The organism is Pantoea sp. YU22, assembly GCF_003970755.1.
GTDB lineage: Bacteria > Pseudomonadota > Gammaproteobacteria > Enterobacterales > Enterobacteriaceae > Pantoea > Pantoea piersonii.
In genome coordinates this window covers 84,560-110,627 of sequence record NZ_RYDU01000006.1, presented here as the reverse complement: position 1 = coordinate 110,627, position 26,068 = coordinate 84,560, and the positions used below count along the sequence as shown (strand labels likewise).

At 57.1% G+C, this 26,068-nt stretch carries 19 protein-coding genes; 9 read left to right on the top strand and 10 right to left on the bottom strand.

The genetic code is table 11. The features are described from left to right. Positions 1-297: 297 nt before the first annotated feature. Complete coding sequence (locus EKL29_RS11095; protein WP_120456371.1) at positions 298-1,182, bottom strand: LysR substrate-binding domain-containing protein; 885 nt, start codon at positions 1,180-1,182, stop codon at positions 298-300. 98 nt (positions 1,183-1,280) lie between these two features. Between EKL29_RS11095 and EKL29_RS11090 the strand changes: the two genes are divergently transcribed. The 4 genes from EKL29_RS11090 (at position 1,281) to EKL29_RS11075 (ending at position 4,935) form a co-directional block, all read left to right on the top strand. Further along, positions 1,281-1,613, top strand: coding sequence for a carboxymuconolactone decarboxylase family protein (locus EKL29_RS11090; protein ID WP_120456369.1), 333 nt, complete (start codon positions 1,281-1,283; stop codon positions 1,611-1,613). Further along, positions 1,604-1,993 carry a tautomerase family protein gene (locus tag EKL29_RS11085; RefSeq protein WP_126689695.1) on the top strand — a complete coding sequence of 130 codons (390 nt, stop codon included), beginning with the start codon at positions 1,604-1,606 and terminating at the stop codon, positions 1,991-1,993. The genes EKL29_RS11090 and EKL29_RS11085 overlap by 10 nt, the downstream gene beginning before the upstream one ends. Continuing rightward, positions 1,990-2,517 carry a DUF4865 family protein gene (locus tag EKL29_RS11080; protein ID WP_126689694.1) on the top strand — a complete coding sequence of 176 codons (528 nt, stop codon included), beginning with the start codon at positions 1,990-1,992 and terminating at the stop codon, positions 2,515-2,517. The genes EKL29_RS11085 and EKL29_RS11080 overlap by 4 nt, the downstream gene beginning before the upstream one ends. A 93-nt stretch (positions 2,518-2,610) precedes the next feature. Continuing rightward, positions 2,611-4,935: an FdhF/YdeP family oxidoreductase gene (locus EKL29_RS11075; protein WP_120456365.1), complete on the top strand. Its 2,325-nt coding sequence runs from the start codon at positions 2,611-2,613 to the stop codon at positions 4,933-4,935. A gap of 24 nt (positions 4,936-4,959) precedes the next feature. Here EKL29_RS11075 and EKL29_RS11070 read toward each other — a convergent pair whose 3' ends face one another. Continuing rightward, the gene (locus tag EKL29_RS11070) at positions 4,960-5,823 is read right to left on the bottom strand and encodes an aldo/keto reductase family oxidoreductase (RefSeq protein ID WP_126689693.1); all 864 of its coding nucleotides are present in this window, start codon (positions 5,821-5,823) and stop codon (positions 4,960-4,962) included. Between the two features lie 96 nt (positions 5,824-5,919). Next, a complete protein-coding gene (locus tag EKL29_RS11065; RefSeq protein WP_120456361.1) occupies positions 5,920-6,678 on the bottom strand; it encodes a hypothetical protein in 759 nt (252 codons plus the stop codon). A 324-nt stretch (positions 6,679-7,002) separates the two neighbouring features. Here EKL29_RS11065 and EKL29_RS11060 point away from each other — a divergent pair, with 324 nt between their 5' ends. Next, complete coding sequence (locus EKL29_RS11060; RefSeq protein ID WP_126689692.1) at positions 7,003-8,550, top strand: sensor domain-containing diguanylate cyclase; 1,548 nt, start codon at positions 7,003-7,005, stop codon at positions 8,548-8,550. A 3-nt stretch (positions 8,551-8,553) separates the two neighbouring features. Here EKL29_RS11060 and EKL29_RS11055 read toward each other — a convergent pair whose 3' ends face one another. Then, positions 8,554-11,133: an EAL domain-containing protein gene (locus EKL29_RS11055; RefSeq protein WP_272867890.1), complete on the bottom strand. Its 2,580-nt coding sequence runs from the start codon at positions 11,131-11,133 to the stop codon at positions 8,554-8,556. Positions 11,134-11,285: 152 nt separating this feature from the next. Then, positions 11,286-12,695 carry a flagellar filament capping protein FliD gene (gene fliD, locus EKL29_RS11050; RefSeq protein ID WP_120456358.1) on the bottom strand — a complete coding sequence of 470 codons (1,410 nt, stop codon included), beginning with the start codon at positions 12,693-12,695 and terminating at the stop codon, positions 11,286-11,288. A 214-nt stretch (positions 12,696-12,909) separates the two neighbouring features. On the opposite strand from fliD, the gene EKL29_RS11045 reads away from it, so the two are divergent. Next, positions 12,910-14,559, top strand: coding sequence for a methyl-accepting chemotaxis protein (locus tag EKL29_RS11045; protein ID WP_126689691.1), 1,650 nt, complete (start codon positions 12,910-12,912; stop codon positions 14,557-14,559). A gap of 339 nt (positions 14,560-14,898) precedes the next feature. On the opposite strand, the gene EKL29_RS11035 is transcribed toward EKL29_RS11045, so the two are convergent. Continuing rightward, entirely contained in the window at positions 14,899-15,930 is a 1,032-nt protein-coding gene (locus EKL29_RS11035; protein WP_120456593.1) for a methionine synthase, read from the bottom strand. A gap of 26 nt (positions 15,931-15,956) precedes the next feature. Continuing rightward, entirely contained in the window at positions 15,957-16,940 is a 984-nt protein-coding gene (locus EKL29_RS11030) for a DUF1852 domain-containing protein (RefSeq protein ID WP_126689690.1), read from the bottom strand. A 528-nt stretch (positions 16,941-17,468) separates the two neighbouring features. Between EKL29_RS11030 and EKL29_RS11025 the strand changes: the two genes are divergently transcribed. After that, positions 17,469-18,239, top strand: coding sequence for a transporter substrate-binding domain-containing protein (locus tag EKL29_RS11025; RefSeq protein ID WP_126689689.1), 771 nt, complete (start codon positions 17,469-17,471; stop codon positions 18,237-18,239). A gap of 82 nt (positions 18,240-18,321) precedes the next feature. After that, the gene (locus EKL29_RS11020) at positions 18,322-19,410 is read left to right on the top strand and encodes a DUF2817 domain-containing protein (protein WP_126689688.1); all 1,089 of its coding nucleotides are present in this window, start codon (positions 18,322-18,324) and stop codon (positions 19,408-19,410) included. Here the strand turns inward: EKL29_RS11020 and EKL29_RS11015 are convergent. Then, positions 19,395-20,165: a 2OG-Fe(II) oxygenase gene (locus EKL29_RS11015; protein WP_126689687.1), complete on the bottom strand. Its 771-nt coding sequence runs from the start codon at positions 20,163-20,165 to the stop codon at positions 19,395-19,397. The genes EKL29_RS11020 and EKL29_RS11015 overlap by 16 nt on opposite strands. 98 nt (positions 20,166-20,263) lie before the next feature. On the opposite strand from EKL29_RS11015, the gene EKL29_RS11010 reads away from it, so the two are divergent. After that, positions 20,264-21,163 carry a LysR substrate-binding domain-containing protein gene (locus tag EKL29_RS11010; protein ID WP_126689686.1) on the top strand — a complete coding sequence of 300 codons (900 nt, stop codon included), beginning with the start codon at positions 20,264-20,266 and terminating at the stop codon, positions 21,161-21,163. An 11-nt stretch (positions 21,164-21,174) separates the two neighbouring features. Here the strand turns inward: EKL29_RS11010 and EKL29_RS11005 are convergent, their stop codons facing one another. Beyond that, positions 21,175-23,373 carry a glycosyl hydrolase 2 galactose-binding domain-containing protein gene (locus tag EKL29_RS11005; protein WP_126689685.1) on the bottom strand — a complete coding sequence of 733 codons (2,199 nt, stop codon included), beginning with the start codon at positions 23,371-23,373 and terminating at the stop codon, positions 21,175-21,177. Then, positions 23,370-26,066 carry a response regulator gene (locus EKL29_RS11000; protein WP_126689684.1) on the bottom strand — a complete coding sequence of 899 codons (2,697 nt, stop codon included), beginning with the start codon at positions 26,064-26,066 and terminating at the stop codon, positions 23,370-23,372. The genes EKL29_RS11005 and EKL29_RS11000 overlap by 4 nt, the downstream gene beginning before the upstream one ends. Positions 26,067-26,068 lie beyond the last annotated feature (2 nt).

Here is a 26,068-nt window from a genome sequence, read left to right as displayed (position 1 = left end):
TAAAAACAATCGTTTCTGAGGCCGTCGCCAACAGGGAAAGCATGCGCGAGCCTGATGACGCCTGTGTTAAAGCGATGTGACGGCGTAGCGTTCAGCGGGTTTTCAGCGACGGTAAAAAAGCGTAACCGAAGAAGAAACAGGCAATTAAATGCCATTTTTGTTGATGTTATAAACAAAAGAGCCGCTGAAAATTATCACTACGTAAATTAAACTGCTGCGCAAAGGTTAAGTTATATAAAAGGCTTAACCTTACGTGCGGGAAACATATTTAAACCAAATTGTTTGCGGGAGGAAACTTTAACGCAGCAGCGAAGGAACCAGCGCGGCGTAAACGGAATCGTGCAGTACACGTTGCGCTTCAGAAGTCAGACTGTGGTTTTGCCACAAAGTAATACCGATACGACCCGCCGCAGGCAAAGGCGCCTCGACGATCTGCAGATTACGCGGCAGGCCGATGGGCGATCGCAGCGTAATGCCCAGACCAGCCTGAACGGCCGCCCAGATACCGCTGAGGCTCGGGCTGGTAAAGACGATGCGCCACGCGATGCCGGCGCGATCCAGCGCGGCGATGGCGCGGGTGCGCATCTGACAGGGCGCATCAAACATCACCAGCGGTAAAGGTTCACCGCTCGCCAGCAGCGCCTTTACCTCCATCTGCGACGAGGCGATCCACACCAGCGGACACTCTCCTAAAAATTCACTCTCCGCGAGCGCCTCTTCAGGCTGCCACAGCAGCGCGATATCCACCTGTTTCTCTGTCGCCGCCTGGCGCAGCGCGCGGTTGCGGTCAATGCGCGCGGTGATGCTGAGTCCCGGATGCTGACGAGTCAGCTGACTCAACAGCCCTGGCATCAAAGACTCCCCAAAATCCTCCTGCATAGCGATACGCAGTTCGCCTTGCAGCATTTCACCGCGAACGGCGCGCTGCGCTTCGTCATTGAGCGCCAGCAGGCGGCGCGCATAGCTCAGCAACATCTCGCCGCTGGGCGTGAGTGCGAGCTTGCGGCCTTGCTTCACCACCAGCCCGGTGCCGCACTGCATTTCCAGCTTTTTTAGCTGCGCGCTGACGGCGGAAGTTGAGCGGCAGAGCCGCTCGGCAGCCAGCGCGAAACTGCCGTATTCGATGCCCGCCACGAAGCTGCGCAGCGCATCCATATCCAGAGAGAGCGGGATTTTGTTCATAGCGTCCTGAAAATCGGGATGTACGGTTCTGAATAATTCGATTTTCAGGATAGTAGCAGAAGGCGACACTGACGCTGAACAATAAATAAGGAGCGGCAATGAATAAAACACGTGATCGAGACACTCTTACGCAGGTATCGCCAAAGCTGGCTGAAATCACGCAAGACCTGCTGTTCGGCGATATCTGGCAGCGAGGCATTCTGACGCCGCGCGAGCGCAGCCTGATTACACTGGCGTGTCTGGCTGCGCTGGGGCGCGAGAAACAGCTTCCCTGGCATATCCGCTTCGCCGGAGAAAACGGGATAAGCCGTAGCGAAATGAGCGAGGCCTTTACCCATCTGGCTTTCTATGCCGGCTGGCCTGCCGCCGTGACTGCGCTGCACCATTTGTCAAAGGACGAATTGCCAGAGGAGGAAAGCCCATGCCGCTGACCCGCATCACGCTTCATGAGGACGTCAGCGCATCCCGCATCGCGTTGATTTCAGACATCTTGCATAACACGCTGGTGGAGGCTTTCGATGTTCCTGCACAAGATCGCTTTCAGATTGTGGAAAAGCTGCCCGCCGCGCAGCGTATTTATGACAGACACTATCTGAGCGGCACGCGCAGCGACGATTTCATCCTCTTTACGCTGCTGGCCGGGAGGCCGCGTTCGGCGGCGCAAAAGTCCGCCTTCTGCCGCACGCTGGCGCAGCGACTGGCGCAGCAGCTGCAAATCGATCCTGACGACATCATGGTGATCATCCAGTTCAACACCGCGAGCGACTGGAGTTTCAGCAACGGCAGAATGCTTTCCCAGGAGGCGCTATGATTTTGATGCAATACCGTTTCACGCTGCCGGCAGACTACGACATGGACATTATTGAGCGGCGCATCGCTGAAAACGGCGCGAAGTTTGATGGCTTCCCCGGCCTGGTATTTAAAGCTTTTCTCTACGCGCGGCGCGACTGGGGCGCAAAAGAGAACCGTTACGCGCCGCTCTATCTCTGGCGCGATCCCGCCGGGATAATGCAGTTTTTACAAAGCCCCGGTTTCGCCAGGCTGGCACAGGATTTTGGCTGGCCAGCCATCCGTACCTGGCTGGGAATGAAAACGCCGCCGATCGAGACGCTGCGTGATGCGCGTTTTGTCACGCTGCGGCCTGTGCCGGTGGCACCCTATAGCGACCTGACCGCATTGGATCTGGATGCGGTGCTGGTGGGCTGGGATATTTCGGGCCAGTCATTGCTTCAGGTCGATTTCGCCAGCGAGATGCCGGTAGTGCCGGGCGACCTCTATCGTATCGGCTACCTGGCCTGCGGCAAGCCTGTTATACGAAACGCGGTAACATCCTGAAAGAAAAAATTTAACATCTTTAGCTTTGCCGCCGCCGCAGTCGCAGTCTGCTCGCCTACGCTAAAAAGGTTTAGCACTGGAGAGCAACGTCATATGAAACATCAAAACAGAAATATTGGTATTGCGCCTTATGGCGGTTCGGCAGGGGGCTGGGGCGCGCTGAAAGCGGTAGCGGATGCGATTCGCGGTCAGATGTCGGTTAAGCAGGATGTGATAGCGCTCTTTAAAGTTAACCAGCCGGAAGGATTCGATTGCCCGGGCTGCGCCTGGCCCGACCCACAGCACCGCTCCTCATTTGAATTTTGCGAAAACGGCGCCAAAGCGGTTTCCTGGGAAGCGACCAGCAAGCGCACCACGCCAGAATTTTTCGCTGCCCATACCGTCAGCGAGCTGTGGCATCGCAACGCCTTTGAACTGGAAGGCGAGGGGCGACTGACGCACCCGATGAAATATGACGCGGCCAGCGATACCTACCAGCCCATTGAATGGGAAACCGCCTTTAACGAGATCGGCGCGCTGCTGCGAAGCTATGACGATCCCGACAGCGTCGAATTCTATACCTCGGGCCGCGCATCCAATGAAGCGGCCTTCCTCTGGCAGCTGTTCGCGCGCGAATATGGCACCAATAACTTCCCCGACTGCTCGAATATGTGTCACGAACCCACCAGCGTCGGGCTGCCGCAATCAATCGGCGTGGGCAAAGGCACCGTCGAGCTGGAAGATTTCGATCACTGCGATTTAGTGCTCTGTATCGGCCATAACCCAGGCACCAACCATCCGCGCATGCTGGCAACGCTGCGCGACGTTTCGAAACGCGGCAAAACGATCGTGGCGATCAATCCGCTGCGCGAGCGCGGCCTTGAGCGTTTTACCTCGCCGCAAAGCCCGATCGAAATGCTGTCGATGGGATCGACGCAGCTGGCGTCCACCTATTATAAAGTTCGCGTCGGCGGCGACGCCGCGATGCTGAAGGGCGTCATGAAGTGCCTGCTGGCGATGCATGAAAAGGCGCTGGCGGCGGGTGAGCCGGGCGTGCTGGATGAAAGTTTCATCAGCGAACATACCGAAGGCTTTGAGGCGCTGAAAGCGGACCTTGAGGCGACCGACTGGTCGCATATCCTGAAAGTCTCCGGCATGGAGCTTGAAGAGATTCAAAATATTGCGCATCTCTACGCCGACGCGGAAAACACCATCATCTGTTACGGCATGGGGATTACCCAGCATCAGTACGGCACGCAAAATGTTCAGCAGATCGCTAACCTGCTGCTGATGCGCGGCAATATCGGCAAGCGCGGCGCAGGTATCTGTCCGTTACGCGGTCACTCCAACGTTCAGGGCGATCGTACCGTTGGCATCACCGAAATCCCGCCGCAGTGGATGCTGGACAATATTGAAAAAGTCTTTGGATTCAAACCGCCGCAGAAGCATGGGCATGGCGCGGTTGCCGCCATCCAGGCGATGCGCGACGGCAAAGCCAAAGCGCTGCTCTGTCTGGGCGGCAACCTGGCGGAGGCGATCTCCGATCCGCAGGTCACGTTCGAGGCGATGCGCAAGCTCGACCTGGTGGTGCATATGGCAACCAAGCTCAATCGTTCGCATCTGCTGCTTGGCAAACATAACTATCTGTTCCCGGTGCTGGGGCGCACCGAAATCGATCGCCAGGCGTCTGGTGAGCAGAGCGTGACGGTAGAGGATTCTATGTCGATGGTGCACGCCTCGCGCGGCACGCTGAAGCCCGCCTCGCCCTATCTGAAATCGGAGCCGGCACTGGTCGCCTCGCTGGCGAAAGCCACCCTGCGCAACTCGCGCGTCGACTGGGATAAGATGATTGGCGACTACAGCTTTATCCGCGACGCTATCGAGGCGGTTATCCCTGGGTTTGACGATTTCAACAACCGCATCATGACGCCGGGCGGCTTCCGCCTGCCGGTGGCGGCCTCGCAGCGTAAATGGCTGACGCCGAGCGGCAAGGCGCAGTTTAAGGTGATGCAGGGGATCAATGAAGATCCGCGCTCGCTGAAGTGCCACGATCTGGTGCTGACGACGCTGCGCAGCCACGATCAGTACAACACTACGCTCTATGGCCTTAACGATCGCTATCGCGGCGTGACCGGCCGTCGCGATGTACTGTTTATGGCGGCGGACGAAGCGGAAAAACGTCAGTTCCGCGTCGGCGATAAAGTGAATATGGTGGCGCTCGATCCTGAGGGCAACCGCACCGGGCGGCGGCTCGATAACCTTACCGTGGTGGTGTATGACATGGCCCCTGGTTCGGTTGCGGCTTACTACCCGGAAGCCAACGTGATGGTGCCGCTCGACAGCCATGATACCGAGAGCGGTATCCCCGCTTATAAGAGCATTCCGGTCGAGCTGGAGCTGTGCGAAGCGCCTGTCGAGACCTCAGGCGCGCTACGGTAACAATAAAAAGGCCGCGCAAGCGGCCTATTTTTTACCTATACCATTAAGTATTTCCAGCGCATCGTCGGGCAGCGTTAGCTGCGCCGCCGCCAGATTCTCCCGCAAATGCTCAGGCGACGAGGTGCCGGGGATCAGCAGAATATTGGGCGAACGTTGCAGCAGCCAGGCAAGCGCCACCTGCATCGGCGTAGCGTTAAGCTGCTGCGCCACCTGGGTCAGTTGAGTAGACTGCAACGGCGTGAAGCCGCCGAGCGGAAAGAAGGGCACATAGGGAATGCCTTGTGCGGCGAGCTTGTCGATAAGGGCATCATCCTCGCGATTAGCAAGATTATAGAGATTCTGCACGCAGGCGATCTCAGTCAGCTGTTGCGCCTCTTCCACCTGACGCGCGGTGACGTTGCTCAGCCCGATATGGCGGATCACCCCTTGCTCTTTTAATTCAATCAGTGCGTTAAGCTGCGGCGTCAGCGAGCCTTCGGCCGGTTTTTGTGGGTTGATCATGCTGCGCAAATTCACGACTTCAAGCACGCCGAGATCGAGATTGCGCAGGTTGTCTTCTACCGCGCTAACCAGCTCGTCGGGAGAAAACGCGGGTAGCCAGCCCCCTTTTTCATCGCGTCGCGCGCCAACTTTGGTAACGATAATCAGATCTTCAGGATAGGGATGCAGCGCCTTTTTGATCAGCTGATTGGTCAGATGCGGGCCGTAAAAATCGCTGGTGTCGATATGACGAACGCCTGCCGCGATGGCATCGCGCAGCACCTGTAGCGCACGCGCCTCGTCTTTGGGCGGGCCAAAGACGCCGGGACCCGCTAGCTGCATCGCGCCATAACCCACACGGCCGACCTCATCATCGCCAAGACGATAGCGAAGGGGAACCTGAGACATAATAACCTCCTGGTGAAAGGGACTCAGTAAGTGTAATCGTTACAGCCTGATTCAGCGTCTGAAGATAACGGCAGGTAAAAGAGGGAAGGCGGCCGCTCAGGCGACCGCGGGCACTTGCGGAAAGAGATGGTGGACTCGGCGATCGGGGCCGCAGAGCAATACCGGATGGCCTTTATCCAGATACGTCATATAGTGCTGATGCATCAGCTCCGTCAGGCCTGCGCCACACCATAAAAGATGATGCTGATGAGAAGAGGCGGGCTGATGGACGGCGCTAAAGTGCCGGACTTCGACGCAGAAACCCTGGCGGCTCAGTCTGATCGCCTCCAGCCAGATCTCGGTTTTATTTTGTTCGCTCAGGCTTTCCAGCAGCAGCGGGACGGCGGCGGTGCGCGTAGCGTTACGCATCGCGCTGCCCGCATGGGCGACAATCAGGCGGTGAAAGCGCTCTCTGCGTCGGCCTGCGCCAGCGCGCACGTCGTCGCGCAGCCACTGATTGAGCGGCAGCAGAAGCTGTAACACGAAATCGTCGCCGGTAAAGTTACTGGCGAGCTTGCGCAGTAATACGTTCAGCGACTGCTCGCTGCCATATTCCAGCTGCCAGAGCATATCGCCGCGCCGCGCCGCCCAGCCGCCGGTACGCAACGGGCGCTCGGTCTCCTGCGCGGCTCTGATCTCGCGGATGGTGGCACCCTGGCTGGTAAGACGTGTCATATCCAGCACGTCCTGAAGCTGCGCCTCAGACCATTCGTTACCGGATACATATTTATTAATGAATCCGCTACGGTACCAGCGCTTCAGATTAAGAAGAGCGGCTCCCGATATCGCGCAGATGGTTTCAGATGAGTAGGTCATATGCTGTCCTTGAACGGAGAGCGAATAGCCACCGCTTCGCACAGTGGATGAATATCCAGTCTGAACCTGTCGCCGCGAAATTAATACAGCATAAAATATTGTTTTACTTACCGTTTGGCTTTTTCGGGTGCAGGTGTCCTTTGGAATTAGCGACTTAGCGAGTAACGAGATGAAATGTGAATATTTTATTTAAGCTGTTGATTTTGATCTTACGGAAGTGATGCGCCGCGCCCTCGCCGCCGACCCGCAGAAGCCCGCTCTGCTTACTGCGCGTTAAGGCTTCTGTATGCTTAACTTATCAGAAGTATTTCAGAGAGGCGGGACATGAAACTGAAAAGGAGAAGCGATCGAGCGATAGCGTTAAATCGCTCGCTGCCCAGAAGCATCGCGCTGGCCGGGCTGGTGCTCACGCTGGCGGTTATCGGGCTTAACCTCTGGACAATGCGTGAAGCCTGGCGCGATACCATTATTCAGGCTGAACAGATGGCGGAAAACCTTTCTGTATCCCAGGCGCGCCAGGCGGATGACACCATATTGCAGACGGAGCTGTCATTACGTCAGGTGCAGCATCAGCTGATGAGCCAGATGGCGACTGGCGTCGACAACGCCGCACTCAGCCATACCATGCAGGAGCTGGCGAGCCGACTACCGCAGCTACACGGTCTCTTTTACTACAGCGCCGATGGAAAATGGCTCGCCACTTCTGCGGCGCACATCCCCAAAGGAATTAATAACGCCGACCGCGAATATTTCCACTTTCACCGCATGAATCCGCGTGACAGCGTGCATATCGGACCGGTGCTGCGCAGCCGCAGCACCGGCGAGCTGGTGATACCGGTATCGCTGCGCGTCAATGACCTTTCTGGCGGCTTCAACGGCATTTTGCTCGCCACCATTCGGGTCGACTATTTTCGTCACTACTACAGTTACTATGAGCTGGGCCCGCAGGATGTTCTGGTGCTGATGCTGGCGGACAGCACGGTGCTCTATGCGAGGCCGATGCCCGACAGCTTTATTGGCAAAAACCTCTCATCCAGCCATCTTTTTCAGGCCATGCTCTCCAGCTCGGATAAGGGAAGCGGCCAGTGGCGGGCGGCGCTGGACGGCAAGGCGCGTATTTTCGGTTTTGCCCGCGCCGAGCGCTATGGGCTGGTGGTGGCGGCAGGCTACGATAAACACGACCTGCTGAAAAAGTGGCTTAAAGGGCAGGTTGAATATGTACTGTTCGATCTGGCGCTGCTGGCGGGGATTATGCTGCTTGGCGCTTATATTCTTGGTCAGGCGAGACGCAGTCTGCGCTATCAGCAGGAGCTGACTCGCCTGCGCGACGAGCTGACGGCGGCTAATCTTTCGCTGGAAAACCTGGCGCACGCCGACGGCCTGACCGGGCTGGCGAACCGCCGCCAGTTCGATCTGTTTTTACAGCAAAGCCTGCTCGACGCGGCGGAAAAAAATCAGCAGGTGTCGCTCATCCTGATGGATATCGACTATTTCAAACGTTACAACGACACCTACGGCCATGTTGCTGGCGATGCCTGTCTGAAGGCGGTCGCCAGCGCGCTGAAAGCGCTGCCGCTGCGCAGTACCGACAAGGTGGCGAGATATGGCGGCGAAGAGTTCGCCATTATTTTGCCGGGCGCGACGGGACCGGATGCGTTAAATATCGCCAGCGCGGCTGTGGAGGCGGTCAGCGCGCGTAATATTCCGCATGACTCCTCTTCCATCGCCGCCCATGTCACCCTGAGCGCGGGATGCGCCACTTTTCTGCCGGAAAAAGACCGCCCGGAGCCGCAGGCGCTGATCGAGCAGGCGGACGAGGCGCTCTATCTGGCGAAACATAGCGGGCGCAACCAGGCGAGGCGTTGCGCTTAAGCGTTAAGAGGAGGACGACGTGGCGCAGTAGGTTTCAGCAATTTGCGCCAGCGGCTGAGGTTTTCCGATGTAATAGCCCTGCAGGCCGTCGCACTCCATCTCCTTGAGCTGCTCCATCTGACAGGCGGTTTCGACGCCTTCCGCGGTGATGCTCAGCGAATAGGCTTTGCCAAGCCCTACCATGTTCTGGACTATCTTTCGCGCCTGCGAGGAATCGTTAAGCGGAAAGATAAACGATTTATCAATCTTGATGCCGTCGAACGGAAAGGTGCGCAGATAGTTCAGCGAGGCATAGCCGGTGCCGAAATCGTCGATCAGAAACTTCACGCCCAGCGCCTTGATCGCCTGCATAATCTCAAGGGTGGTTTCGGGGTCTTGCAGCATGGCGCTCTCCGTGACCTCGATCTCCAGGCGGCTGCTCGGCAGCCCCGTGGCATCCAGCGCGGCGCGGATGCGCCTCGGCAAACCCTTATCGCTGAATTCCACTGCGGAGAGGTTAACTGATACCGCCAGTCCTGGCAGCTCGCGGTGCGTATCTTCGCAGGCCCGCAGCAGCACCCAGTCGCTCAGCGCGCTGATCAGCCCGGTCTCCTCCGCCAGCGGAATAAACTGATCGGGCATCAGCACGCCGTGCTGCTTGTGGTGCCAGCGCACCAGCGCCTCGACGGCGGTAACGCGCGCGGTGCGCACATCGTAGCGCGGCTGCCAGGCGAGCCGCAGCTGATCGCTGTGGATCGCTTCACGCAGCTCACGCTCCATCTCGCGACGCTGCACGATCTTCTCTCCCATGTCGCGCTGGTAAAAGACCCAGTTATTGCGTCCGGTGTTTTTCGCCTTATAGAGCGCGATATCCGCATAGCGCAGCAGATCGCCGGGGTTGGTGCCATCCTGCGGCGCCAGCGCGACGCCCAGACTGGCGCCGATAAAGACCTCGCCGCCGTTAATGGCGAAGGGCTGATTGATTTGAGTAATGATGCGGCTGCAAAGATCGCTAATCTCTTCGCGGGTAGGGATGTCAGAGACGAGCATGACAAACTCATCGCCGCCGAGACGGGCGGTCATGCCGGCATCTTTCAGGCAGGCGTTGAAGCGCGCCGAGACTTCATGCAGCACGCTGTCGCCTGCGGCATGGCCGTAGAGATCGTTAACCGGCTTAAATTTGTCCAGGTCGATCATAATCACCGCCAGCGGTCTGTCGCTTTGCAGCGCGCCGTTGAGCTTGCCCGCCAGGCAGGCGTTCATCTGCGCGCGGTTGGGCAAGCCGGTCAGCTCATCGAACTGCGAGAGATAGCGGACGCGCGCTTCCGCCTCAACCTCCAGCGTGACGTCGGTAGCGGTGCCGCGATACCCCTCTTTGCCCTGCGCCAGCGTCACGGGCCGCAGCGTCAGATTGCAGAAGCGAATATGCTGCTGCGCAGATCGGTAACGACAGCGCAAGAGCGTCAGCGGCTCGCCGGGCTGCTCCCGCTGCGTCAGGCGATCCAGTAGGTCGTCATCATCGAGCAAAAAGGCGTGCAGCGGCTGTTGCAGCCAGTCCTGGCTGTGGTAGCCGGTAACGGCGGGAAAGCGTCCGGAAATCCAGGTAAAGCGCAGCTGCGCATCCGCTTCCCAGATCCAGTCGGTGGTGCTCTCCGCCACGTCACGAAAGCGCTGTTCGCTGGCGGCAAGCGCCTGCTGGCTCTGCTCCAGCAGAAAGGTGCTGACGTCGCTGTTGCGCGCCTTGCGCAGCGCGCTGCGCATGAGCATAGCGGCGGAAAAAAAGGTGGCGCACATCATCAGCACCAGCAGCGGCAGCAGCCAGGTGAGCAGCGCGCCGCCGGGATTATCGCTTTGCCACTTTAGCGTGACTGCGCCGCCCAGCGCGGGGATGCCATAGCGGTCACCTTCCTCTGCGTCGCTGGCAGGCGCGTCGGTATAGCTGAGCTTTTGAATACCATACTCCGCGCCCAGGCTCTGCAGCTTCGCAGGCGTCAGGCGATCGACAAAAATCATCACCGAGGGCGGCCCGGCGACTTCCGCAACGCTACGATCGCCGCCGGTGGTGATCCAGGCGGCGCCGACCAGCGCAACCTGACCGTGAGAGCGTACCAGGCAGGATATTGCCTTTCCGTCGCTCTGCTGCAGGCGCTGCTTCAGGGCGTTAAGGGGATCCTGCTCCAGCCACGCCTGAAAATCTTCCTGCTGCAGCGTGCCGTTGAGCACGCTGTAACGGGTCTGGCCGCCGGGCGTAATAACGAATACGCCCTCATAGCTGAAAGTGTTAAACAGCGATCTGCCCAGATTCTGTTTTTGCCACGCCCATTCGAGGTTAAGGGTGCGGTGCAGATTGTTATAGGCTTCGCCCCATTCAGCGTTATCGCTCAGGTGAAAGCGCATGCTCTCTTCACGGCTGGCGAAGGCTCTGTCCAGCAACAGTCCGCTGCGATGATTCGCTTTATCATTCAGATCGTCTGCGACGCAAAGCAGCGCGGTCAGCGCGGCGAAAAAAGAGAGGCCGAGCAGAACCAGCATAATAATCATCGGTTTTCTGACCAGGCCGCGGGCGCGTCCGTCAGAGTAAGGGTGAAGAGCATAAGAAGTCATAAGTAGTCGCCGCGCCAGAGAAAGTCGAGAAAATCTGTTCCAGATGCACGTCTCAGTTATCGGCAGCAAAGGGGCTGGACTACAGCGCTGGCGTGAATGAATTGTGACAATAAAGGGGTCCGGCCGCTGCGTGGGCCGGACGCAAGCGTCAGTTACTTATCGCTTTTAGAAAGGTTTTCAAACTGTTGAGTAAGATAGGAGCTGGTATTGTTCAGTACGCTCATCATCTTATCCAGGTTGGTGAACTGCGTTTTATAACGCGCAATGGTCGCGTCGATTTTCTTGCTGGCCTGATTGTACTGATCGGTCAGCTGATTCAGCTTCTTACTGATGCTGTCGGTCGCGCTCTGTAGTGCCCCTTTGCTGTTGAGAATGGCGGTCATGCTGTTTGCCAGACCGGTAGCGATACCGCTTTTCTTACCGTCGCCGGTGAAAATATCGCGCATCGCATCCGGCTTCACCGACAGCATATTGCCCAGCTTATCGGCATCCAGTTTAAGCTTGCCGGTAGTAGGGTCAGAAGTAATGCCGGTCTGCGACAGGGTTTTATAAGTGGCGGAACCGGACCCGTTGGCGAGAATGCCTTTCAGCTGCGTCTGAATCAGGCGTAACGTGCCGTCGCCCAGCAGCGCGCCATTTTTCGTATCCTGATCTTTGCCTGCATCGACCGGCGTATATTTGGTCAGGGTCGTCATCGTGTCCTGCAGACTGTTGTAAGCATTGACCCAGTCGCTAATGGCGGTTTTGGCTTTTGCGGTGTCGCTGACGACGCTCAGGGTCTGGTTGCCGCTGGTGACGTCGTGCAGCTTCAGGGTGATGCCCTCAACGGCGTCGCTGATAACGTTGCTGCTGCTCTCGATATGGACGTTATTGATGGTCAGGCTGGCGTTTTGCGCCGCCACATTCTGCTGCATGCCGCTGGCGCTCGCCGCCGGGCCGAAACCGATAAAATCCTGCAGCGCATCGTCGCCTTCCACGCTAATCGCCTTCACCGCATGGCCGGTACCGGTCTGGGTAGAGGTCATCGACAGGCGATAGCTGGCGTCCGATACGCGAATAATGCTGGCGCTGACGCCGGCGTTCGCCTTGTTGATGGTATCGCGCAGCGCGGTCAGCGAGGTTTGATCTTGCGTCAGGGTGATGCTGGTCTCTTTCCCGTCCTCCGACAGGATCTTCAGCGTGCGGCTTGCCGCATCATTGCCCACCGGCGTTTTGATATCGCCTTTCGCCGCGCTGGTCAGGGTTTGCGCCTGCGCCAGCTGCGTCACGCTGATGCTGTACTTACCGGCCACCGCGCCGCCGTCTGAGTCGGCGCTAAAGGCGGTCGAGCTGCTTGACGTCGTGGTTTGCGTGTAAAGGCCCGCCTCCTGCAGTTTGCTGTTAGCGGTCTGAAAAGCCTGTACGGCGGTTTTCAGCGTGCCGTAGGCGGAGAGCCTGGCGGTCGCAGCGGACTGCTGCTTTGAAACAGGGGCAAGTACTTGTTTTTCCGCGCTAGTGAGTTTGTCCAGTATGTCGCTTAGCTTAAGTCCAGAGCCAATGCCTAATGTAGAAACGCCTGCCATATCACTTCCTTTTGGTAATAGTCGCTAACATCCGTTATCGGCAGCATTACTTAAACCTTAAATAATTTTGTGTGAATCCTTACGAAATGCTTACAAAGGCAGTAAGCGAAGCGGGGTAATTTAATTAATTAAAGCCAGATTGTTGCCGATTATAAGGAAGCTAAACCCTGCCTGAACGCATAAGGTCAGGGGCGCTTACCTTATGGAGACCAGGATGAACATCACCCAACGCCTGCTGTTGGCATTCTCGCTGCTGTTTGGCGCGATTATTTTACAGGCCATACTGGCTATCTCTCTGCTGTCCGGTTTTCAGGATCGCTTTGAATATGTCCAGGCTAACGCCATTCCCTCAATTAAAGATGTCGGGAAAATGATTGATGAGAGTAATCAGCTGGCGCTGACGCTCTACAAGCATCAGATCCAGACCGACGACGCGAAGTTTGCCGATGTGGAAAAGACGATCACTGCGCAGCTGGCGCTGCTCAAATCGCAGATCGATTACTACATGGCGAACGATATTTCCAACGATGAGGATAAGCGGCTGAGTAATCTCGCCTATGAACACCTGCGTGCCATTAACGATCGGCTGCCTGCGTTTCTCGCCGCCTCACATGCGCATCAGAATGCGGTGAGCGTGGGGTTGATTGAGGGGAGTGATGGCGTCGGCGCGGCTATCCGCGACATGATTGCCGATTACCAGAAACAGCTGACGCTGAATATCGACATCAGCAACCAGCTGCGTGATACCAACCGCGGCCTGTTTAAAACCGTCTTGTGGGCCACCATCGGCGGCGTTATCGCCACTGTGGTGCTGTTCGGCCTCTTTTCGATCTTCACTATTTTGCGCATTCGCCGCAGCCTGTCGGCAATGGGCAAGGTGATGGCGAGCGCCAGCGAAAACCTTGACCTGACGCTGAATGCCGATGAGAGCCGTCGCGATGAAATTGGCAATATGGCGCGCGCCTTTAACCATCTGATGCAGCGTGTCGCCTCGGCGCTCGTCTCGGTCAACCAGGCGTCGCAGTCGGTCAGCAGCGCCTCGGTGCAAATCTCCGCTGGCAATGAAGATCTCTCTTCGCGCACTGAGCAGCAGGCGGCGTCGCTGGAGCAGACGGCGGCCAGCATGACTGAACTGAGCGAAACCGTGCGCCAGACCGCGGACAATACGCGTCAGGCGAGTCAGCTGGCGGCCAACGCCAGCAGCCTCTCTGAGAAGAGCGGCGAGTCGCTGACCACGATGCTGGCGACGATGGATAACATCCGCGGCAGCTCGCGCAAGGTAAACGAGATCGTTTCCATGATTGAAGGCATCGCGTTCCAGACCAATATTCTGGCGCTGAATGCGGCGGTAGAAGCGGCGCGCGCAGGGGAACACGGTAAAGGTTTCGCCGTGGTGGCGGGTGAGGTGAGAAACCTGTCGCAGCGTTCAACCACCGCCGCCCATGAGATTAAAGCGCTGATTGAAGCCTCTCATCAGCTGACGGAAGCGGGCGCTGCGCAGGCAAGCGACGTCGGCCGCAATATGGACGTGATGAAAGATGCGATTCGTCAGGTAAGCGATTTAGTCGGCGAGATCGCCGCCGCAGCGGTCGAACAGAGCCAGGGCATTGCGCAGGTACACCAGGCGGTGAACCAGATGGATGATGTAACCCAGCAGAACGCCGCGCTGGTCGAAGAGGCTTCTGCGGCCTCGCAGTCGCTGCAGGAGCAGGCCAGCGCGCTGACTGAGCTGGTCGGCAAGTTCCGCGTCGGTAACGATGCGGAGGTCGCCGCGCCGCGCACACCAGCGGTTCAGCCGTCGCGTCGATCCCCTGCGCCGCAGCGCGTAGCGGTGATTAACGAGGCGGAGTGGCAGAGCTTTTGATGTAAAGAGGCGCTTTTAAGGCTGCTTACCGACTCGGTAAAGGATCGGTTAAACCAACCTTGAGCAATACAGGAATCCGGAAACGATGCCGTTTCCGGATTTTTTTCGCTTAAGGGGATTCAATGATGTAAAACCCTTCCGCTGCGCCCGGTTCCGTGAAGTAACGCGTTATAGCGTCAAACTGTTTGTCAGTCGCGGAAAGCCAACAAAAGACGATAAGGGTCACGGATAAACGAGAGGGGAAAGGCTGGCAAATCAGCGATCGCGATGGGCCTTACTGCTCAGACCGGTCAGGGCAATCTGCGCGCTAACCGGACTGAGTATTGATCAGGCTCTGCGTTATTTAGCCAGAATCTCTCTTCTGACAATCTCTGCGCCTGCGCTTAACGCGTTCAGCTTCCCATTCGCCACGCGACGCGGCAAGGGGATCATGCCGCAGTTAGTGCAGGGATAGAGCTTATCGGCGTCGACAAACTGCAGGGCTTTGCGTAGGGTGTTGGCGACTTCCTCTGGCGTTTCAATCGCATTGGTCGCCACATCAATGGCGCCGACCATCACTTTTTTGCCGCGGATCAGCTCAATAAGATCCATGGGAACGCGAGAGTTCTGGCACTCCAGCGAAACGATATCGATACTGGATTTTTGCAGTTTAGGGAAAATTTCTTCGTACTGTCGCCATTCTGAACCCAGCGTCTTTTTCCAGTCTGTATTGGCTTTGATGCCGTAGCCGTAACAAATATGGACAGCGGTTTCGCATTTCAGTCCTTCAATCGCCCGTTCTAAGGTAGCGATACCCCAGTCATTCACCTCATCGAAGAAGACATTAAACGCAGGCTCATCGAACTGAATAATATCTACGCCAGCCGCCTCGAGTTCTTTGGCTTCCTGATTGAGAATTTTGGCGAACTCCCAGGCGAGTTTTTCACGGCTTTTATAGTGGCTGTCATAAAGCGTGTCGATCATCGTCATCGGGCCAGGCAACGCCCATTTAATCGGCTGGCTGGTTTGCTGGCGTAAAAATTTAGCATCATCAACAAAGACAGGCTTCTGGCGGCTCACTTCGCCGACGACGGTCGGGACGCTTGCATCATAGCGATCGCGAATTTTAACAATTTCGCGCTTCTCAAAATCGACGCCGCTCAGGTGCTCGATAAAGGTCGTGACAAAATGCTGACGCGTTTGTTCGCCGTCGCTGACAATATCAATACCCGCCTGCAGTTGATCCGCCAGGCATAAACGCAGCGCATCTTTTTTGCCGTCAGCTAATTCATCACCCTGCAGTTTCCAGGGTGACCAGAGCGTCTCAGGCTGAGCGAGCCAGGAAGGTTTAGGTAAGCTGCCAGCAGTTGAAACAGGTAATAACTTTTTCATAAAGGTGACCTTGTGTATTTTTTTAATCAAAGCGCGAAATTAGCAGCCCACTGCTCAAGAACAGTCTGGTAGGGTTTAATAAAGGTTTGCTCGGTAAATTTTCCCTGCTCAATAGCTAACTGGCTACGCTCTTCTCGATCATAAACAATTCGGGTTAATGAATAATCCTGATGGTTCAGGTCTGGCTGATAGCATTTTCCAGCGGCCGAATTTGCATTATATATCTCAGGCCGGTAGATCTTCTGGAAAGTCTCCATCGTGCTGATGGTGCTGATAAGCTCAAGATTAGAGTAGTCGCTCAGTAAGTCACCGCTAAAGTAAAACGCTAACGGCGCAACGCTATTAAGCGGCATAAAATAGCGAACCTGCAGTCCCATTTTTGCAAAATAGCGATCGGTCAGGGAGGGATTATCCTGCTGATACTCTACGCCCAGTACAGGGTGCTGATTATTGGTTCTGTGGTAGATGTTTTTACTGGAAACGCTCAGGCATATCACCGGCGACTTTTTAAACTGCGCCCTGTAGGCCTCTGACGCAACGAAACTTCTGAAGATCTTGCCGTGCAAATCGCCAAAATCGTCCGGGATAGTGAACTCCGCTCTGTTTTTATTATGCTCTGATAACAGTACGCTAAAATCGTAGTCCCGCACGTAAGAGGAAAAATTATTGCCGGCAATACCCTCAATGCGCTCGCCGGTTTTGCGATCGACGACGTTTGGTTTCAGGATTTCGATCACCGGAAAAGAAGCGTTATCGCCGTTAGCATTAATAATCATCTCCACGGAAATGATATCAAGCTCGACGGCATAGCGGTCTGCTTTAGGGTTATCCCAGTGCGCCAGCGAATTAAACCGGTTGTCTATCATCACTAACGCATTGCGCAGGTTCTCCTGGCGTTTCTCCCCCCTGGCTAAATTAGCAAAGTTGGTCGTAATGCGCGTATTTTCAGAAGGGTTATAGTTCTCGTCGAAACGAAGGCGTTTAATAGCGAAGCTGAAATTTTGAGTCATCGTAATCTGGTATCCTAATTTATGATGTGAAACTTGCTCTTAATTGTTGCTGCTCAGGATATCCCGATTTTCTTTGCTTGTTTTCTCATCCACTACTCTTCATATTACTATTAGTTAACAACTCTGCATCTTTTATGCCTGAGTCATGCATTGAGTAAAAGTGATTTAAATTCACTGAACATGAATAACGTTCATGTTGGGTGCCGAGCAAGAAAAGCCAGCATGGAAGCGAAGGTGTCCTGGGGAACTCAACGGTGGAATGATGACCGGCATTAGCCGCGCGCGCAGAGCTTGTGACGCGCGAAAGGAACGCTCTCTGACTGGCCGCCCCCTTGGCCCGAGACGAATTAGGGCAAAAATAAGGCGACCGCATTAAGTAAATTTTAATAGCGTATAAATATTCGCTAACGTGCTAACAAATATAAGCATTTCCTCTCAGTTAATCTTCGTTTTTAGTGGTGGCGATCCGTTCGCCATGTTATTAGTTCTGCATGCCGTTATTTAATGTCCCGCCTGCTGGAGATAATAATGAAAAAAAGTTTGCCCCTCACTTTATTGCTTTCGCTCAGCGCGTTTAGCCAACTCTCTGCTGCTGAGCAGACGCTGCGTTTTGGCGTTGATCCCACCTTTCCGCCGTTTGAATCCAAAGCCAGCGATGGCTCGCTCCAGGGATTTGATATTGATCTGGGCAATGCCATTTGCGCGCAGGCGAAGGTGACGTGCCAGTGGGTGCAGACAGGCTTCGATAGCAGCATCCCGGCGTTACAGGCAAAGAAGTTTGATGCCATTCTCTCGGCAATGTCGATGACGGAGAAGCGTCGCGAGCAGGTGGATTTTAGCGATATGCTCTACATCACGCCGAGCGCGTTGCTGACGCCGAAGAACAGCGCCCTGACAGAGAACACCAGCACACTGCGCGGCAAGAATATTGGGGTGGCGCAGGGCACCATTCAGGAAACCTATGCGAAAGCGAAGTGGGCGCCGCAAGGGGTCAATATCGTCTCCTATCCAAACCAGATGGAGATATATCCGGATCTGGTGGCTGGTCGTCTTGACGGCTCGCTGGCGAATGCGGTGTCAGCGGCTCAGGGATTCCTGAATACGCCGGAAGGCAAAAATTATGTTATTAAGGCAACGCTGGTTGATAAAGCGCTGCTTGGCAACGGCGTCGGTATTGGCCTGCGCAAGGGTGACGCGGTCCACCTGAAGCTGATTAATGAGGCGCTGGCGGCGCTGCATGCTAACGGAACCTACGATCGGCTGGCGAAGAAGTATTTTGAATTTAAGGTCTATCCTTAATGACTTACGCGTTTTTGCCCGTAGCCGCTGCTGAAAGGGGCAGCGGTAAGGGGGGCGGACGCAGCCAGCCGCAGGAGAAGCCATGACCGAACTGCCACATTACACCTCTCAACGCGGCCGCTTTGTTGCTGCTGTTGCTCGCCAAAACGGCACCCTGACCTCGTATAAACATCCGCTGCCAGGCCCACAGGGCGAACCCCTTTACACAGATGTTGCCGTACTGGGCGATCTCCACGCCTCTAAAGTGATGCTGATAATCTCCGGTACGCACGGCGTGGAAGGCTATTACGGATCTGACAGTCAGATTAACTGGCTCAATCAGTTCAGTCTCACCTCCTTACCCGATGATACTGCGATTGTGCTGCTGCACCTGCTTAACCCCTGGGGTGCGGCCCATCTGCGGCGCGTCAATGAAGACAATATCGATCTCAACCGTAACTTTATCGATTTCAGTCAGGCTGCGCCCGCCAATGCGGATTACGCTGAGTGGCACGGGATCTACCACGGTGAGCGGGCTAAAGCTGACCAGCTGCTGCAGGAAACCCTTAACAGTGCAGGTTGGTTAGCGATTAAACGCGTAGTGGAAGCGGGGCAATATCAGTTTGCCGACGGCTTATTCTATGGCGGCCAGCAACCCAGCTGGTCTTATCGCACTCTGCAAAGCATTATTGAGCATCATCTTTCACATGCGACGACCCTACTCAGCTTTGATTTGCATACCGGAGCCGGAGCCTGGGGACATCCGATGCTGCTCTCTATTGCCGAACAGCCTGTCGACGCCCATCAGTGGGGAAAAAGAATCTATGGCGAATGGCTGACGCTGTTGTTCACTGGCCCCGGACGGGAGAGTGAAACCGGCGTGACCGCCACCGCCACGGGATATCTCTCGCAGTTCCTGCTGAACGCGTTGCCCGATACGCATATTTTGCCGCTGGTCGTGGAGTGCGGCACCTTTCCCGGCGAAGAGATGCATCGTCGGGTACGCGAAGACCACTGGCTGCATTTGCAGGGCGACCCGGCCAGCGAAGCGGGGCGCACTATCAAACAACGCCTGGTGGAAGGCTTCTGGCCCGCAGATCGCGACTGGCGCGATCTGGTGGCGTTTCGCACCCAGCAGATTTTCAGGCGGGGATGGGAGGGTTTATTAAGTCTCGATCACAACCGTCCATAAAAGGTCATGCGTGCGGTTTCAGACAGCGCAATGCCCGGCTGCGTATTATAAGCCAGCACGGCCAGCATCCGCGTGATATCGCCTTCGGTGGGCGTCACGCGGTGTAATGAATTGCGCCCGCGGAACAGCACTAAATCCCCGGCCTCAATCGCCAGCGCATCAACCGGGTGCCGCTGATCCAGTACGGCGGCAACGCCGTCAAAGTTCATCTCTCCGGCATCGGCGTCGCGCAGATCCTTCACATACTGGAACACGCCGCCAGCGCGCGGCTTCTGCACCAGCAGGGTGATGGCGAAAGAGGAGTTATCAAAATGCCAGCCAAGCTCTTGTCCATCCGGCGCATAGTGCAGGTTGATGGAGGAGAGGGGATCGGCATAGGGATAGAGCGCGGTTTCACCCAGCACATCGCACAGAAAATGTTTAAACAGCGCATCATTATAGAGCTGGCGCAGCGGCGAATCAGCGGCGATAAGATCGTCGGTGATGCAGCCTTTGGTGCTGCTCACATCACGGTTGCGCGGATGATCGGCGCTATAGGCTTCATCAGGCTTCATTAAATAGACATTGTGCTTGCTGAGGGTGTGATATGCCTGATGGCGCTGCGCCTCACCTTCGGCAATGATGGCCTGCAGCGCGGCGGGTTGTAAAAACTGACGCAGCACCAGCGCGCCGTGCTGGTTGAGCTGTTCGCGGCAATCGCGCCGCCAGTCGGCGTCGGCAAGCGGGTGTAAATCAAAACGGATCAAAGCGGACATAGCGGCAGTTCTCATCATTTCAGGTGGTTGAAAACTGTAACTTGCTGATATGTTAATGCATAACGATATAAATTTAACGGCCTGTTAAGGAAAGCTTAATGCCTGCTCAGTCACCGCGGTTACCTAAAATCAGCGTTATTCAGGCGTTCAAGGTTGCGGCGGAGCTGGGCAGTCTGGCGAAGGCCGCCGCTCAGCTGGCGCTGACGCCTGCGGCGGTAAGTCAGCAAATCCGCCAGCTCGAGGAGCAGCTTGGCAGCGCGCTGTTTGTGCGTACCCAGAGCGGGGTAATGTTAACCGAGACCGGCAAAGAGTACCTGCGCTATGTGACCGAAGCCTTTGACATTCTGCATCTCGGCCAGCAGAACCTGCGTCATGCTGCCGTCATGCCGAAGCTGACACTCTACGCGCTGCCTGCGCTGGCCTCAAAGTGGCTGCTACCCCATATCATGCAGTGGCGTGAACACTGTCCGGATATCGATTTATCGCTGTATGGCACTCATGCGCAGGTGGATTTTAACGCCACGCCAGCGGATTTTGTCATCTGTTTCGGTGAAGAGCGTTATCCGCAGCTGGATAAGCAACGCCTGTTTCTGGATGAGGTCGTGCCGGTAGCCAGCCCGGCTCTGCTACAGCGTTATCCGCCTGGAAGCGCGCTCAGTCAGGCGCCGCTGATTCATCTCGACTGGGGCAATGAAGGGCGTTTTCTGCCTGACTGGCGTAGCTGGTTTCTCGCTAAGGAAATGCCGGTTGCGGCGCCGCAACCGGCGTTACGTTTTAATCTCACCTCGCTGGCCATTGACGCCGCCGTATCCGGCGCGGGGTTACTGCTGGGACAAAAACGGCTGATCGCCGCTGAACTGGCGCGTAGCGACCTGGTGATGGTCGATACGCTGAGTCTGCCGCTCAGTAAACCTTACTTTCTGGCGTGGCCGCAGCGTTCGCGCAGCCAGCCGGGCAGCGAAGCATTGATAAACTGGCTCACGCGATTAGCGGGCTAACTCCCGAAAGGCTATGGCGCAACCTCAAACTCCATCTGGTTACGCGCCAGCAAACGGTTCTCGCCATTGACAATTTTCACCGACACACGCAGCGTTCCATTTCGTGACGGTGTCACCGGCAGCTCCACCACTTTTTTACCGCTGTCGGCCGCGATGTCCACCTGCTGCTTGCCCTGCGCCAGAACCTTATCGCCCTGGGCTATGCGCCACTCCAGCCGGGTGCCTTTGTATGCCACCGGCAAATCGTTAATCGCCCACAGATTAAACTGCCCCGGCTGTCCGGCCTTCCACTCCAGACTCTTCGGTTCTATCGAAGGCAGCAGCGGCTGATAGGCGCGCTTCAGCGCGAAATAGCCCGCTTTGGGATGGCGCAAATAGTCCACCACGCCCCAGTTGGCAGAGGGCCAGGTTTCAACGAACATAAACTGAAAGAGGGCGGTAACCGGCTGAAAACGCTGGCGGCGATAGCTTTCCGCCGCGATGGCGACAAGCTGCGCCTGATAGCGCTGCGTATTAGCGATAAAGGTGTGAATATTCTCGCCGCGTGAGATTTTCGCATTCTGAAAGGTCTGGATCGGCTGGAAATTATGGTACTTCCAGCGCGTCCATTTAGGATCGCCCGGCTGGGTGGTGGCAGGCCAGAGTTCACTGCGCGGGATAAAGGTGCGCAGCGTGGCAAGCTCCGGCAGCGCCTGCGCGCCGAACTCGGTAATGGTGGCGGTTTTCGCCGGCTCCAGCAGGTTCGCCATGGTGCCAAAGTACCAGCCAGCCCAGTAGTGCTCCTCGACGGCGGAGAACGGATGGACGATACGGCTGTTATCTTTCGCCAGCGTATCGGCCACGCGTTGCATCAGGTTGCGGTTGAGATCTTTATTCCAGTCGGGAAAACGCTTGCCCATCCACGGCGAATTAAACGGCGGCTCGTTTTGCCCGCCCCAGACCACGATGGCGGGCGAGTTGCCGAACTGCTCGACCATCTCCTGAGTTTGTCTGGCGGCGTTATCGGCGAAGGCGGGCGTGTCGTTATAGCCCCACTGCAGTGGCACATCCTGCCAGATCAAAAGCCCGCGCTCATCCGCCGCCTGATAGAGCGCGCGGCTCGCCACATGGCCATGCACGCGGATAGCGTTGGCGTTCATCCGCTCGACCAGATCGAAATCACGCCCGTAGCGCGCCTTGTTCATGGTGCTGAGCCAGGGGGAGCCGATATAGTTGGTGCCGCGAATAAACAGGCGCTGACCGTTAATCAGCCAGCCCTGATTTTGCGCCTGCTCCACAATCTGGCGTAAACCTGTACGGCTGCTGCGCTGGTCGAGGATGCCCTGTTCGTCGCGCAGCTTGACCTGCACCTGATAGAGCGCCGGTTTGCCGTAGCCCTTCGGCCACCAGAGCTGCGCCTTCGGCATCGGCAGGGTGACGGCGATGCGCTGCGGCTCATTGCCGGTTGGCTGCAGCGTTACGCTCTGCTGCAGATGATAGGCGCCCCCGCTGAAATTATCGGGCCGCGCGGTCAGATCCAGCGTGGCCGCTTTGGATGCCGGGGCGCGATAGACAAACTCAACGCGCAGGCGCGGCTGCGTCAGGCCCTGCGACCAGTCCGGCCGGAGAATCACATTATCGATCGCTACGCTGCGGCTCAGGCGCAATCTGACCGGCGACCAGATGCCGCCGGAATTGGCGTCCTGGCCCTGCGGCGACCAGGCGCCTCCTGGTCGGGAGTCGTGCTGGTTAAGAATGCCTTTCATCAGATTTTTACGCAGCGGCCAGTTCTTCTGCGGATCTTCCAGCGGGCTGTCGACGCGTACCGCCAGCTGGTTATGGCGCCTCAGGCTGCCGGTAATGTCTACCGCGAAACGCTGGAAATAGCCTTCATGCTGCGCCAGCTTCTGTCCGTTAAGCCAGACGTCGGCGAAGTAGTCAACGCCGTCGAACTCCAGCGTCGCCAGCCGATCGGCTGCCTGCTTCGGCAGGGAAAACTGGGTGCGATACCAGAGCGCGCCCTGGTGATCCCAGCCGGCGCTGTACCAGTTAGCCGGCACGCGCAGCTTACGCCAGGTCTGGTCGCTGCCGCGCCAGCCAACAAAATCGGCGTCATTTGCGTCGTGGGCGCGCCACTCTCCCGCCAGCGACCAGCTCTCAGGCGGGGAAAGTTGCGCCGCAAACAGCGGCGCGCAAAACAGTACGCTCAGCGACAGGGCGTAACGCATCATGACTTCTCCTGCAGTTGGCGAAGTTGGGCGGAGAGCAGATCAGACTGCTGCTCCAGCTGGGTGATTAAGGCAGCGCTCTCCAGCTGCGTTTCCTCGCGAGCCGAATCTTCCAGCGACTGTAAAAACCGGGTGAAGGCGTCGAAGCCGAACGTAGAGGCTTCGCCGCGCAGCTTGTGCGCCAGGCGGCGAATGCGCGTCATATCCTGTTCGCTCAGGGCGCTTTTCAACTGCGCTATCATTTCCGGCAGCCCGTCGGCGAACAGGGTCAGCAGTTCACTCAGCAGCGCGTCATCCAGACCGAGACGCGTCGCCAGCGTCTGACGATCGGGAGGCGATGCGGGCGCAGCGGGCTGCGCGGGCGCAAGCAGGGTGATGACGCGCAGTATCTCGTCGTTAAGCGTTTCCAGACTTACCGGCTTCGCCAGATAGCCGTCGAAGCCGTGTTGCAGGCAAAACTCCTTATCCCCCTTCATGGCGTGCGCGGTCATGGCGATAATGCGCTGATGCGATCGACCGGGGCGGCTCGCTTCGCGCTCGCGGATCAGGCGCGTCGCCTGCTCACCATCCAGTTCGGGCATTTGCAGATCCATCAGGATCAGATCCCATTTTTCCTTATCCAGCTGTTCAAGCGCCTCGAGGCCGTTGCTGACAATGGCGAACTGGTGGCCCAGCCGCGTGAGAAAATGTGCGGCCAGCTTCTGATTCACCAGGTTATCTTCAGCCAGCAGAATGCGCAGCGGGTGCTCCGCGCTGGCGGCGAGATCGCGCACGCGCTGGACAGGCGCGGCGTCGCTGGCGGGCTGCAGCGCAAGCGCCTGTATCAGAACGTCATACAGCTCGCGCTGGTCGACCGGTTTGCCGAGGAAGTAGTTCACGCCGATGCGGGCAAGCTGATCGGCATCCATAAAGCGGCTCATGGAGCTGAGCATAATGATCTGACAGTCGGCCAGCGCAGGCGTGGATTTGATCTCCTGCGCCAGCGTCATGCCATCTTTATCCGGCATCTGCGCATCGAGCAGGATCAGCGGAAAACCGGCGTGCGTTTGCAGCATAGCCAGCGCGTCAGCGGCGCTGGCCGCCAGGCTGGGCAATAAGCCCATATTGCGCAGCATATCGCTCATAATCAGGCGGTTGGTGGCGTTATCGTCCACCACCAGCACCGGCACGCTGCCGAAACGCGGCGAGGTTTTCAGTGCGTCGCTGACGGGCTGCGGCGGCGCAGGCAGGGTAAAGCTAAAGACGCTGCCTTTGCCCGGCTCGCTCTCTACGGTAAGCTCGCCGCCCAGAATCTCCACCAGTCGCGCGGAGATGGTCAGCCCCAGGCCGGTTCCTCCATATTTGCGCGTCGTTGAGGTGTCCGCCTGGCTGAATGACTCGAAAATCAGCTTCTGCTTGTCAGCGGGGATGCCGATGCCGGTATCCCGCACCTGAAAGCGCAGGCGGTGGGTCTGCGCATCGCGCCGTACGGAAAGCTCCACTTCGCCGGAAGGGGTGAATTTTAGCGCATTGCTGGCGAGATTCGTCAGGACCTGGCGCAGCCGCACGCTGTCCGCCGTCAGCGTATCGGGCACATCCGGCGCGACATTGACCAGCAGCTCGACATTTTTTTCCGAAGCGGCAGGCATCAGTGGCCGCATCAGCCCATGCAGAAACGCCCGCAGCTGAAACTCTTCCTCATCCAGCTCGATTTTCCCCGCCTCGATTTTAGAATAATCGAGAATATCGTTGATAACCCGCAGCAGCGTGTGCGCTGAGTGGTAGACCAGTGTCATATATTCGCGCTGCTCAGGCGTCAGCTGGGTATCAAGACAGAGCTGCGTCATGCCGAGGATGCCGTTCATCGGCGTGCGGATCTCATGGCTCATATTGGCGAGGAAAATACTCTTCGCCTCGTTTGCGGCGCGCGCGGCGGCGAGCGCCTGCAGCGAAAGCTGCTCCGCCTCTTTGCGTTTGGTGATGTCCTGCAGCGTACCGATAACGCGCGCGGTTTCGCCTTTGACGGTGACGCTCGCCACCTGGCCCGACAGCAGCATCCAGCGGTAGTTTCCGTTACGGTGTAACAAACGAATTTCGCTTTCAAATACCGGCAGCTGCTGATTGCTGGCGCTGGAGAAAAGCTGCTGCAGCGGCTCGCGATCGTCGGGATGCAGCAGCGTGTCAAGGAAGCTGGCGCTGTAGTGCCAGGTCTCGCGCGGATAACCCAGCATATTGAGCAGCGCGTCATTGACCTGCAGCAGATCGTTTTCCTGCTGCCAGTCCCAGATGCCAATCTGGGTGGATTCCGCCGCCAGCACAAAATCGGCGTGTAGCTGACGGCGGGATTCGTTAATCAGTTCGAATCCCGACATATCAATATGCAGGCTGACGATGCCGCCTTCCGGCGTGCGGTTGTGCTGCACAAAGACCTGGCGGTTGCCGATACGGCGCATTTCGCTGTGATTATCGAGACGGCAGCGGCCGATCAGGTTATCGATCATCGCCTGACGACCCTGCTGATTTTCCGTCATAAAGGCTGAGGTGATGAACTCCTCCGCCAGCTGCGACAGCGTCATGCCAAGGCGAATGCGCTGCTCTATGCCGGGATAGAAGCGCACTACCTGATGGTTAAAGGCGATCAGACGCTCCTTATCGTCATACATCAGCACCGCCGCGCGCAGCGAGTCGAGCGCTTTAGGAAGCTGGCTTTCAGGCATCA